Below are 11,618 nucleotides of genomic sequence, written 5' to 3'. Positions count from 1 at the left end.
ACCTTTCGGTGGCCTTTTCAATGGTTGATTAGAATTTATTTAACGCGGTGATTAATGCAATATCCGTTTGCGTCTGTTGCTTAGCCTGCTCATTGCTGGCGTTAGCGACTTGCTGCCGCAAGGTGGTTAGTGCGGCATCGTAGCTGGCTTTGTCCCTAAATAACTTATCTTTGACATTGATTGACGCAATATTGGTGTAGCGACCATCAGCGGTTGTCGGCACTGAAATTGTACCTTTATTAATCAAGTCTTTAACTATTTTCCGTTCTTTTTCATATCCTTCCAATCCAACTAACTGCCAGCGCTGCTGAGGTTTACCCTCATATTTTCCCGCCTTAACATCGGTCAGATAGCGAATAGTCAGATTACGGATGGTGCCAGCTTCTTCACCGTATTCGGCTTTACTATCAGACAATATCAGGAATTTCTGCCCCTCAAGCACGCCACCTTTTTGCGTGAGATGGCCCATACGATAGCTATTCATGCCCAGATGAATTGGCGTGATATCAAGCACAGGCGTACCGTCATTGAGGCGCAAATCAGTGATCCTTGAACCCACCGGTTTACTTAAATCAATGGTGTAGGTCACGCCATCAAAGAAGTCATTGGTTGAGTATTTTGAGGCGCGGCGCTGTGGATTAAAACTGTAAGTGACATCACCCGGCTTAACCTGATTAAAGTAGTCAGCCGACCACTCCATATACTGCTTTAATTCTTTGCCTGTCAGGGCATAAACCGTGATTTCACCACCGGCATATTGATAGTTAAATGCAATGTCTTTCGCAGTGATATCACCCACGTTTAGCTTCGGTCGATCATTATCAATCTGTAGGGCGATGATTTGGGCCTGAGGGGCGTAATAATGCGCGGCTTCTTGATACAGCGCGCTGATACCGGTGTCTTGCACATGGACTTGAGGAATACCTTTAATCTCATCGGCAGGCACCAGATTGCTGCCACTCAACTTAGCAATCACCCGGTTTGCATTGGCGCGCAAAATATCATGGTAAGGCTGATAAATGGCTTCCAGCTTTTTATCTGAGTCGACGTCTTTAATTGGGTAGGTGTAGCTCTCTTTATCGATTAACTGATATTTGCCATCGCGCTGTTCAAATTTCAGATCAATACGGGAAAGGGCGCGGCCATACTTATCTGGCTCAGTGATAATGACGCCGTTAACCACGGCTTTATCAATCTTCACATGCATATGACCCGCGACGATGGCGGCCAACTCTGGATTAGCCCTGGCGATATCTCCAACGCCAGTTCCAGGTCGCTGGTTCTCATTATCAATTCCCATATGAGCGACCAGAACAATGGCGTCAACTTGTGGCTGGATTTGCTGAATGACTTTTTTCACTTCCTGTACCGGGTCAGTGAAATGGATGCTATTAATACGGTCAGTACCCTGAGCAAATTCAGCGGTCATTGGGGTATCCATCCCGATAATGCCGATTTTAACGCCCTGACGCTCGATGATTTTATAAGAGGGCAGGTAAGGTTTACCTGAGTCCCAGAAAATATTGCCAGCCAGTGCAGTGCCGTTAAATTGCTTTAATGAGGTGCCCAGTACTTTCAGACCGAAATCGAATTCGTGGTTACCCATCACCCAGGCATCATATTTCAAAGCATTAAAGCCGAGGATCATTGGGCTGATAGGTTCATTTTTAAAGGTTTCAACAAAGTTGCCTTGGATGGTATCACCGGCGTCTACCAGAATGATATTCGGCTGTTCGCCGCGTATTTTCTGCACTTTAGTGGCGATTTGGCTCAGGCTGCCAGCCAAATTTGCACTGTCGCTGGCATAGTCCCACGGCACAAAAGTACCATGGAGATCAGAGGTGCCAAGGATAGTAATATCAACTTGTTGCGCGGCAATAGAGGCGGTACTGGCACAGAGTAATGTGGTAATTGCTATTTTTTTCATTGAGAGGATTCAATATTTTATCAAGTAATAGCACTTTATCATGCAACAAAATGGCAACACTTGCGAACGCTTCCCTCAGGATGGGCTAATATATTTATAATAAAACTCGAAATTGTGATTTAACTCACTCTGAATCTAATAATTTTAAAAGTTAATCTAGATCGCATAATAACGAAGTAATAATGCATTAACTAAACCATAAAATTACATTTTATTAACAGTTCTGGGTTATATAAAAACAATCGAACTTTTAATTAACATGAAAAATAATTAATTGTTCTAAATCAACTTTTCAATATGGCAATAATGTTCAGATACGCTTAAATTGTTCTAGATCAAACTACGGCGTAATAGGCAAATGGCCTATTTGTTGACCTGTATCCAGAACTCAACGCTGGGTCACGTAAAATCCTATTTATTGTGTGGGATTAGAAGCGTACTATTACCGCGGTGTAATACTGGGTAGTTGATATTGTTATTTTTGTTGTGTTTTTTTGGGCATTCACTGCGGGCCGTTATGAGACCTCCGGGTTATAGGGAAGTCTGGTTGCCGCAAGTCGGAGTCTTCCTGCGAGGAGCAAGGAGTCAAGATGTTTGATATTGTCGAACTGTCACGGTTACAGTTTGCCTTAACGGCAATGTACCATTTCCTATTTGTCCCACTTACGCTGGGTATGGCGTTTTTGTTGGCAATTATGGAATCGGTCTATGTGCTGTCCGGTAAACAAATTTATAAAGATATGACCAAATTCTGGGGCAAGTTATTTGCTATTAACTTTGCTCTGGGGGTTGCTACTGGTTTGACTATGGAGTTCCAATTCGGGACTAACTGGTCATATTTCTCACATTACGTCGGCGATATTTTCGGTGCCCCTCTGGCAATCGAAGGTTTAATGGCGTTCTTCCTGGAATCTACTTTCGTCGGTCTGTTCTTCTTCGGTTGGGATCGTCTGAGTAAACATCAGCATTTGGCCGTAACCTGGCTGGTTGCATTAGGCTCTAACTTCTCTGCGTTGTGGATCTTGGTTGCAAACGGTTGGATGCAAAACCCGATTGCCTCTGATTTCAACTTTGAAACCATGCGTATGGAAATGCTGAGCTTCTCAGAACTGGTTCTTAACCCGGTTGCTCAGGTGAAATTCGTTCACACTGTGGCGGCCGGCTATGTTACCGGTGCGATGTTTGTTCTGGGTATCAGCTCCTACTATCTGTTGAAAGGCCGTGATATTCCGTTCGCCAAGCGCTCCTTTGCGATTGCTGCGAGCTTTGGTTTGGCCGCGACGCTGTCTGTTATTGTACTGGGTGATGAATCTGGTTATGAAATGGGTGACGTGCAGAAAACCAAACTGGCTGCCATCGAAGCTGAATGGGAAACCCAACCGCCTCCAGCTGCCTTTACGCTGTTTGCGATCCCTAATCAGGAGACAATGGAGAACCGCTTTGCTGTTCAGATTCCATTCGCGCTGGGCATAATCGCCACCCGTTCACTGGATACACCGGTTATCGGCTTACGTGATTTGATGTCTCAACATGAAGTGCGCATCCGTAATGGTATTCAGGCTTATAGTTTGTTAGAAAAATTACGTGCCGGTAATACTGATCCAGCCGTACGTGAAGCTTTCAGTAAAACTAAGCAAGATCTGGGCTACGGTCTGTTACTGAAGCGCTATACGCAAAACGTGACTGATGCGACTGAAGAACAAATTCAGTTAGCTGCTAAAGACTCAATCCCGCGCGTTCTGCCGCTGTACTTTGCCTTCCGCATCATGGTGGCTTGTGGCTTCTTGATGTTGCTGATCATCGGTTTGTCGTTCTATAACGTCGTTCGTGGTCAGATTGGTCAGAAAAAATGGCTACTGCGTGCCGCATTGTTCGGTATTCCTCTACCGTGGATTGCAGTAGAAGCAGGTTGGTTTGTGGCGGAATATGGCCGTCAACCATGGGCCATCGGTGAAGTGCTACCGACAGCAATTGCAAACTCATCCGTCACTGCTGGGGATATCCTATTCTCAATGGGGCTGATTTGCGGTCTGTATACGCTGTTCCTGGTTGCAGAAATGTACCTGATGTTCAAATTCGCGCGCCTTGGGCCTAGCAGCCTGAAAACTGGCCGCTATCATTTTGAACAGCCGACTGCACCAGTGCAGGAAGCACGGTAAACAGGAGTCCACTTATGTTTGATTATGAAGTATTACGATTTATCTGGTGGCTGCTGATCGGTGTGCTGCTGATTGGTTTCGCAGTCACCGATGGTTTCGATATGGGAGTCGGTATCCTGCTGCGGATCATCGGTAAGAATGATACAGAACGTCGTATTATGATTAACTCGATTGCTCCCCACTGGGATGGTAATCAGGTTTGGTTGATAACCGCAGGTGGGGCGCTGTTTGCCGCCTGGCCAATGGTGTATGCCGCCGCATTCTCCGGCTTCTATATCGCGATGATTCTGGTGTTGGCTGCGTTATTCTTCCGTCCGGTCGGTTTTGACTACCGCTCCAAGGTGGAAGATAACCGCTGGCGCAACATGTGGGACTGGGGCATCTTTGCGGGTAGCTTCGTGCCTGCGGTGGTGTTCGGTGTGGCGTTCGGCAACTTGCTGCAAGGCGTGCCCTTCCATATGGACAGCTACATGCGCCTGTTCTACACCGGTAACTTCTTCCAGTTGCTGAATCCGTTTGGCCTACTGGCGGGGGTGGTCAGCTTAACCATGCTGGTCACGCAAGGGGCAACCTATCTGCAAATGCGTACCCGTGGTGAACTACATCTGCGTTCCCGTGCTGCCGCGCAGATCTCTGCCTTGGTGATGGCGGTTGCCTTCCTGCTGGCCGGTATCTGGTTAGTTAATGGCATTGATGGTTTTGTTATTACATCAGCGTTGGATACAGCGGCTCAATCTAACCCGATGCGCAAAGAAGTTGCACATCAGGCCGGTGCATGGTTGATTAACTTTAACAAGTACCCAAGCCTGTGGGCGCTGCCTGCTCTTGGGGTGATTCTGCCACTGTTTACTATTTTGCTGTCGCGCTTTGAAAAAGGGGCTTGGGCCTTCCTGTTCTCATCACTGACCATTGCCTGTGTGATTTTGACTGCCGGGGTCACCATGTTCCCATTTGTTATGCCGTCAAGCACAGTGCCAAATATCAGTCTGACAATGTGGGATGCGACATCTAGCCTGTTGACACTGCAAGTGATGACCATTGTTGCAATCATCTTTGTGCCTCTCATCTTGCTGTACACCAGCTGGTGCTACTACAAAATGTTCGGGCGTATTGATAAAGACTTTATCGAAAACAACAAGCATTCACTGTACTAAGGAGCATAAAGCATGTGGTATTTTGCCTGGATTCTAGGGACACTTCTGGCCTGCTCCTTTGGTATCATTACTGCTCTGGCGCTGGAGCAGAGTGAAGCCAATGCAGCCGAGAAAGCCGCTAAAAATGGCGAAGACGATGTTGTCCGATAAGCTATATGAGTTAATGGATAAGGGCCCGCTTAGGGCCCTTTCACTGCTGCTCGCGTTTGCTGTGGCTTTCTGTGTGTTTTGGGACCCTTCGCGTTTCGCGGCGGCAACCAGCTCACTTGAAGTGTGGCAAGAGGTGTTTATCGTGTGGGCAGTGTGTACTGGTGTGATTCATGGTGTAGGCTTTCGCCCTAAACGGGTGTGGCTGCGCGCTTTTTTCTCACCACTTCCAGCAATTGTGATCTTGGGCGCGGGATTATTCTACTTTTTCGCTTAATCTGAACCTATATCGCCTAATCTGCACAAAATCTCTCCTTATGGGCCGCCTGGCCCATAATTATTTTCGTTCTATTCTCGCAAGTGATTCCAAAGCGTAACGCTCTTCAGTATAGTGTGTCCGTTAATTGCATTACTGGGAAGTAGAGTGAGTAATACGTTGTTTCGATGGCCAGTACGTGTCTATTTTGAAGACACCGATGCTGGTGGCGTGGTTTACCATGCACGCTACGTTGCCTTTTACGAAAGGGCGCGCACAGAAATGTTGCGCCAACGCAATTTCCACCAGCAGCAATTGCTCAGTGAGCATGTCGCTTTCGCTGTCCGCCGCATGACGGTAGAATATCTGGCACCTGCACGTCTTGATGATATGCTGGAAGTTCAGAGTGAAATTACCGCAATGCGTGGGGCTTCTCTCACGTTTGCTCAACGAATTCTCGACTCACATGGCAATCTTCTGAGTAGTGCAGAAGTATTGATCGCATGTATCGATCCACACCAAATGAAGCCAAGAGCGCTTCCTAAGTCTATTGTCGCGGAGTTTAAGTAGTGGCTGACATGAACATTCTGGATTTATTCCTGCAGGCAAGCCTATTTGTTAAGCTTATCATGCTGGTTTTGATGGGCTTTTCTATTGCTTCATGGGCGATCATCATTCAGCGAACGCGTATTCTGAATGCTGCCACCCGCGATGCGGAAGCCTTCGAAGATAAATTTTGGTCCGGCATTGAGCTCTCTCGCCTGTATCAGGAAAGCCAGGCCCGCCGCGATACGCTTGGCGGCTCCGAGCAGATCTTCCATTCTGGTTTTAAAGAGTTTGCCCGTTTGCACCGTGCAAACAGCCACGCACCTGAGGCTGTGATTGACGGCGCTTCCCGTGCGATGCGCATCTCAATGAACCGTGAATTAGAAGCGCTGGAAACTCATATTCCATTCCTTGGTACTGTCGGTTCCATCAGCCCATATATCGGCCTGTTTGGTACAGTATGGGGAATTATGCACGCCTTTATTTCTCTGGGTGCGGTAAAGCAGGCAACATTGCAGATGGTCGCACCGGGTATTGCTGAAGCACTGATTGCTACGGCAATCGGTCTGTTTGCAGCCATCCCTGCGGTTATGGCTTATAACCGTCTGAATCAGCGCGTGAATAAACTTGAACAAAACTATGACAACTTCATGGAAGAGTTCATTGCTATTCTGCATCGTCAGGCTTTTGCCAGCGCTGATAGCAAATAAGTAGGGGGTTGTATGGCGCGAGTACGTGGTCGTAAACGTCGCGAGCTTAAGTCTGAAATTAACATTGTTCCCTTGCTTGACGTCTTGCTGGTGCTATTGCTGATTTTTATGGCGACAGCGCCGATTATCACGCAAAGCGTTGAAGTGGACCTGCCTGATGCGACGGATTCAAAAACCGTCTCAAGTGATGATAATCCACCGGTGATTGTCGAAGTGTCAGGTGTGGGGCAATATTCGCTGGTGATTGATCATCAGCGGATGGAGCAACTGCCCTCAGAACAAGTGGTGGCGGAAGCTCAGGCGAGATTGAAATCGAATCCGAAAACCGTATTCCTGATTGGCGGCGCAAAAGAGGTCCCTTATGATGAAATCATCAAGGCCCTGAATATGCTGCATCAGGCTGGCGTGACATCGGTGGGCTTAATGACTCAACCGATATAAATTTGCGTTGATATTGGCTAGATTGCTAGTGAATTCAGTCAGTAGATACCCTGTTTTTAGCAGTTCCGTTTTTTAGAAATAGAGCGCGGACATCGAGTGTGGAAATCGAGCGTGGGTAAGGCAACCGAGCAAAATGATAAGCTGAATCGCGCCATTATAGTTTCGGTGGTTCTGCATATCGTATTGATTGCCCTGTTGATTTGGGGCTCTCTGACGCAGACGACTGAAATGGGCGGCGGTGGTGCGGGTGGCGAAGTTATCGACGCCGTCATGGTCGATCCGGGCGCGGTGACAGAACAGTATAACCGTCAGCAACAGCAGCAGACGGATGCTAAACGCGCAGAACAGCAACGCCAGAAGAAAGCCGAACAGCAAGCGGAAGAGTTACAGCAAAAACAGGCCACAGAACAACAGCGCCTGAAAGAGTTGGAAAAAGAGCGTCTGCAAGCGCAAGAAGATGCCAGGCAGGCGGCTGAAGAACAGAAAAAACAAGCCGCTGAGCAGCAAAAACAGGCCGCTGAGCAACAGAAAGTTGCCGCCGCCGCTGCTGCAAAAGCGAAAGAAGAGCAGAAACAGGCTGAGGCCGCAGCGGCTCAGGCCAAAGCGGAAGCAGATAAAATCGTGAAAGCGCAGGCTGACGCGCAGAAAAAAGCGGAAGCTGAAGCCAAAAAAGAGGCTGCTGTAGCGGCTGCGGCGAAGAAACAAGCCGATGCTGATGCGAAGAAGGCCGCAGAAGCTGCTGAAAAAGCCGCAACCGATGCTGCTGAAAAGAAAGCGGCCGCAGATGCTGAGAAAAAAGCTGCCGCAGACGCTAAGAAAGCCGCCGCTGCTGACGCTAAGAAAAAAGCTGCCGCAGAAGCTGCTGCTGCCACAACAGACGTAGATGATCTGTTTGGTGGCCTGGCAAACTCCAAGAATGCACCGAAAAGTGGTTCAGGCGCAGGTGCTGCCGCCGCAGGTAAAGGTGGTGGCAAGAAGAGTGGGGCATCAGCGGGTGATATCAGTGGCTATCTGGGCCAGGTAACTGCTGCAATCCAAAGTAAATTTTATGATGCAGATCTTTACAAAGGCCGTACCTGTAATCTGCGAATTAAATTAGCACCAGATGGTCTATTAATTGATGTTAAAGCTGAAGGTGGCGACCCGGCACTGTGTCAGGCTGCTATCGCCGCGGCAAAACTGGCTAAAATACCTAAACCGCCAAGCCAGGATGTTTATGAAGTGTTTAAGAATGTTCCACTTGATTTTAAACCGCAATAAAGTTTGATTGGCAGTGGATAATAGTGTTAATCGACCAGTGGATTATGTAGTTTTGTTTGCGTTGGTTTGTTAAAATTCTGCTAATTATCGCGGGCATCCCGCTCGGATAAGGGAGACAAGATGAAGCAGGCATTTCGAGTAGCGCTAGGCTTTTTAGTTTTATGGGCGTCTGTATTACACGCAGAAGTTCGAATTGAGATTACCCAAGGGGTAGACTCTGCGCGCCCAATTGGGGTCGTTCCATTCAAATGGATGGGGCCGGGCACACCACCTGAAGAGATTGGCGCTATTGTTGGCGCGGATTTACGTAACAGTGGTAAGTTTAACCCTATTGACGCAGCTCGCATGCCACAACAGCCCTCCACTGCGGCTGAAGTCACGCCTGCGGCCTGGACTGCATTGGGTATTGATGCCGTTGTTGTTGGTCAGGTTCAACCGAGTGCCGATGGCAGTTATGTCGTTTCTTACCAGTTAGTCGATACTTCTGGTGCTGCGGGTAGCGTTTTGGCGCAAAATCAGTATAAAGTAACCAAACAATGGTTACGTTATGCAGCGCATACTGCCAGTGATGAAGTATTTGAAAAACTGACCGGGATTAAAGGTGCTTTCCGTACCCGCATTGCTTATGTCGTGCAAACGAACGGCGGTAAATTCCCACATGAATTGCGGGTTTCTGATTACGATGGTTACAACCAGTTTGTGGTTCACCGTTCTCCTGAACCTTTGATGTCACCAGCCTGGTCTCCAGATGGTAGCAAAATTGCTTATGTCACTTTCGAGAGTGGTAAATCAGCACTGGTTATTCAGACGCTGGCAAATGGTGCAATCAGACAAGTGGCTTCATTCCCACGTCATAACGGCGCACCAGCCTTCTCACCGGACGGGACTAAACTGGCCTTCGCTTTATCTAAAAGCGGCAGCCTGAACTTGTATGTTATGGACTTAGCTTCTGGCCAAATCAGCCAGGTTACCGATGGCCGTAGCAATAACACAGAACCAAGCTGGTTCCCGGATAGCCAAAACCTGGCCTATACCTCGGATCAGGGCGGTCGTCCACAAGTGTATAAAGTGAATATTAATGGCGGTGCGCCACAGCGAATCACGTGGGAAGGTTCTCAGAACCAGAACGCAGATGTGAGTCCTGATGGTAAGTTCCTGGTATTGGTTAGTTCCAATGGTGGGGCGCAACACATCGCCAAACAGGATCTAGTAACGGGAGCCGTTCAAGTATTAACGGACACGTTCCTGGATGAAACGCCTAGTATCGCGCCTAACGGCACCATGGTTATCTATAGCTCGACACAAGGGCTGGGAGCCGTGTTACAGCTGGTCTCGACTGATGGGCGTTTCAAAGCGCGTCTTCCGGCAACTGATGGACAGGTCAAATTTCCTGCCTGGTCGCCGTATCTGTGATGCATGTGTAAATACGTATGTATGGCAAACTATAAAAGGATCAAAGAGATGCAACTGAACAAAGTGCTAAAAGGGCTAATGTTGGCTTTGCCAGTTCTGGCTGTAGCTGCGTGTAGTTCTAACAAAAGCGCAAATAATGACCAATCTGGCATGGGCGCTGGCACTGGTACAGAAAATGGCAGCAACCTGTCTTCCGAAGAGCAAGCACGTCTTCAGATGCAAGAACTGCAAAAGAACAATATCGTTTACTTCGGTTTCGATAAATACGATATCGGTTCTGACTTCGCTCAAATGCTGGATGCACACGCTGCATTCCTGCGTAGCAACCCATCTTACAAAGTTGTTGTTGAAGGCCACGCGGATGAACGCGGTACGCCAGAATACAACATCGCGTTGGGCGAGCGTCGTGCTAATGCAGTGAAGATGTATCTGCAAGGTAAAGGCGTTTCTGCTGACCAGATCTCTATCGTTTCTTACGGTAAAGAGAAACCAGCAGTACTGGGCCATGACGAAGCAGCGTTCGCTAAAAACCGTCGTGCAGTTCTGGTTTACTAAGAGAATCGCATGAACAGTAACTTCAGACGTCACTTGGTGGGTCTGTCGTTACTGGTTGGCGTAGCGGTCCCATGGGCCGCTACTGCCCAAGCGCCAATCAGTAATGTCGGCTCCGGCTCGGTAGAAGATCGGGTCACTCAACTTGAGCGTATTTCCAACGCTCACAGCCAACTATTAACTCAACTTCAGCAACAACTGTCTGATTCGCAACGCGATGTTGATAGTTTACGCGGTCAGATCCAAGAAAATCAGTACCAGCTCAATCAAATTGTTGAGCGGCAAAAACAGATCTACCAGCAGATGGATAGTCTGAGTGGTGGTCAGGGGGCTTCAACAGCAGCTCCTGCGGCTGATGCTGCTGCGTCAGCTAATGCAGCGACTGGAAGTTCCGATACTGCCGCGGCAGGTGCAGCGGCTCCTGCGGCAAGTACTGGTGATGAAAACAGCGATTATAATGCAGCCGTTTCCTTGGCTCTTGAGAAAAAGCAATACGATCAAGCGATTACTGCTTTCCAAGGTTTTGTGAAACAGTATCCAAAGTCGACTTACCAGCCTAATGCCAACTACTGGCTAGGGCAGTTGTATTACAACAAAGGTAAGAAAGACGATGCTGCATATTATTATGCTGTTGTAGTAAAAAATTATCCAAAGTCTCCAAAAAGTTCAGAAGCGATGTTTAAAGTTGGGGTGATCATGCAGGATAAAGGCCAAAGCGACAAAGCGAAGGCGGTTTATCAACAAGTGATCAAGCAATATCCTAATACTGATGCTGCTAAACAGGCACAGAAACGTTTATCTGCTCTTTAGTCTTTTTCGAGTCCAGGAATTGGTCATATTGACTAATTTCTGGGCTTTGGCGAGTGAAGAACAAGCAGTTAGACGCTTCAACAGAAATTTAAGTTGCACTGTGAAGAGAAATTAGTAATATATGCCGCCGTTGCCAAGACAACTTGTAAAACGTTAAGGCAGCAGGAAATTATCGTCAGTAGTACCGGTAATGGGTCGTTAGCTCAGTTGGTAGAGCAGTTGACTTTTAATCAATTGGTCGCA

General features: G+C 47.8%; 12 protein-coding genes. 11 read left to right on the top strand and 1 reads right to left on the bottom strand.

Annotated features, from left to right (window positions below; genetic code table 11):
• Positions 1-28: 28 nt before the first annotated feature.
• The gene (locus tag AACW11_RS07720; RefSeq protein ID WP_212586347.1) at positions 29-1,927 is read right to left on the bottom strand and encodes a bifunctional metallophosphatase/5'-nucleotidase; all 1,899 of its coding nucleotides are present in this window, start codon (positions 1,925-1,927) and stop codon (positions 29-31) included.
• A 590-nt stretch (positions 1,928-2,517) separates the two neighbouring features.
• On the opposite strand from AACW11_RS07720, the gene cydA reads away from it, so the two are divergent.
• The 11 genes from cydA (at position 2,518) to cpoB (ending at position 11,375) form a co-directional block, all read left to right on the top strand.
• Positions 2,518-4,086 (top strand): cytochrome ubiquinol oxidase subunit I, encoded by a 1,569-nt coding sequence (cydA, locus tag AACW11_RS07715; RefSeq protein ID WP_048619692.1) that lies wholly within the window; start codon positions 2,518-2,520, stop codon positions 4,084-4,086.
• A 14-nt stretch (positions 4,087-4,100) separates the two neighbouring features.
• Positions 4,101-5,240 (top strand): cytochrome d ubiquinol oxidase subunit II, encoded by a 1,140-nt coding sequence (gene cydB / locus AACW11_RS07710; protein WP_212586346.1) that lies wholly within the window; start codon positions 4,101-4,103, stop codon positions 5,238-5,240.
• A gap of 12 nt (positions 5,241-5,252) precedes the next feature.
• Complete coding sequence (gene cydX, locus AACW11_RS07705) at positions 5,253-5,390, top strand: cytochrome bd-I oxidase subunit CydX (protein WP_005278488.1); 138 nt, start codon at positions 5,253-5,255, stop codon at positions 5,388-5,390.
• Positions 5,377-5,664, top strand: coding sequence for a cyd operon protein YbgE (gene ybgE / locus AACW11_RS07700; protein WP_049599449.1), 288 nt, complete (start codon positions 5,377-5,379; stop codon positions 5,662-5,664). Before cydX ends, ybgE begins: the two co-directional genes overlap by 14 nt.
• Positions 5,665-5,811: 147 nt before the next feature.
• Positions 5,812-6,213: a tol-pal system-associated acyl-CoA thioesterase gene (gene ybgC, locus AACW11_RS07695; protein WP_005165498.1), complete on the top strand. Its 402-nt coding sequence runs from the start codon at positions 5,812-5,814 to the stop codon at positions 6,211-6,213.
• Entirely contained in the window at positions 6,213-6,899 is a 687-nt protein-coding gene (tolQ, locus tag AACW11_RS07690; protein ID WP_004715787.1) for a Tol-Pal system protein TolQ, read from the top strand. Before ybgC ends, tolQ begins: the two co-directional genes overlap by 1 nt.
• 12 nt (positions 6,900-6,911) lie before the next feature.
• A complete protein-coding gene (gene tolR / locus AACW11_RS07685) occupies positions 6,912-7,340 on the top strand; it encodes a colicin uptake protein TolR (protein ID WP_004393306.1) in 429 nt (142 codons plus the stop codon).
• Between the two features lie 111 nt (positions 7,341-7,451).
• A complete protein-coding gene (tolA, locus tag AACW11_RS07680; protein ID WP_212586345.1) occupies positions 7,452-8,600 on the top strand; it encodes a cell envelope integrity protein TolA in 1,149 nt (382 codons plus the stop codon).
• Between the two features lie 120 nt (positions 8,601-8,720).
• Positions 8,721-10,013 (top strand): Tol-Pal system beta propeller repeat protein TolB, encoded by a 1,293-nt coding sequence (gene tolB, locus AACW11_RS07675; RefSeq protein WP_005278498.1) that lies wholly within the window; start codon positions 8,721-8,723, stop codon positions 10,011-10,013.
• 48 nt (positions 10,014-10,061) lie between these two features.
• Entirely contained in the window at positions 10,062-10,568 is a 507-nt protein-coding gene (gene pal / locus AACW11_RS07670; protein WP_005278500.1) for a peptidoglycan-associated lipoprotein Pal, read from the top strand.
• A 9-nt stretch (positions 10,569-10,577) separates the two neighbouring features.
• Entirely contained in the window at positions 10,578-11,375 is a 798-nt protein-coding gene (cpoB, locus tag AACW11_RS07665) for a cell division protein CpoB (protein WP_212586344.1), read from the top strand.
• The last annotated feature ends 243 nt before the right edge of the window (positions 11,376-11,618 follow it).

Source organism: Yersinia sp. Marseille-Q3913 (genome assembly GCF_963892745.1).
In the GTDB taxonomy this organism is placed as follows: Bacteria; Pseudomonadota; Gammaproteobacteria; order Enterobacterales; family Enterobacteriaceae; genus Yersinia; species Yersinia bercovieri.
The sequence above is the reverse complement of the archived record's forward strand: the minus strand, read 5'-3'. Positions and strand labels throughout refer to the sequence as shown.

Excerpts from the sequence above, each read along its gene's own strand:
- ybgE (WP_049599449.1), top strand. The coding sequence starts at position 5,377 with ATGTTGTCCGATAAGCTATATGAGTTAATGGATAAGGGCCCGCTTAGG.
- cydB (WP_212586346.1), top strand. The coding sequence starts at position 4,101 with ATGTTTGATTATGAAGTATTACGATTTATCTGGTGGCTGCTGATCGGT.
- tolR (WP_004393306.1), top strand. The coding sequence starts at position 6,912 with ATGGCGCGAGTACGTGGTCGTAAACGTCGCGAGCTTAAGTCTGAAATT.
- pal (WP_005278500.1), top strand. The coding sequence starts at position 10,062 with ATGCAACTGAACAAAGTGCTAAAAGGGCTAATGTTGGCTTTGCCAGTT.
- cpoB (WP_212586344.1), top strand. The coding sequence starts at position 10,578 with ATGAACAGTAACTTCAGACGTCACTTGGTGGGTCTGTCGTTACTGGTT.
- cydX (WP_005278488.1), top strand. The coding sequence starts at position 5,253 with ATGTGGTATTTTGCCTGGATTCTAGGGACACTTCTGGCCTGCTCCTTT.
- cydA (WP_048619692.1), top strand. The coding sequence starts at position 2,518 with ATGTTTGATATTGTCGAACTGTCACGGTTACAGTTTGCCTTAACGGCA.
- AACW11_RS07720 (WP_212586347.1), bottom strand. The coding sequence starts at position 1,927 with ATGAAAAAAATAGCAATTACCACATTACTCTGTGCCAGTACCGCCTCT.
- tolB (WP_005278498.1), top strand. The coding sequence starts at position 8,721 with ATGAAGCAGGCATTTCGAGTAGCGCTAGGCTTTTTAGTTTTATGGGCG.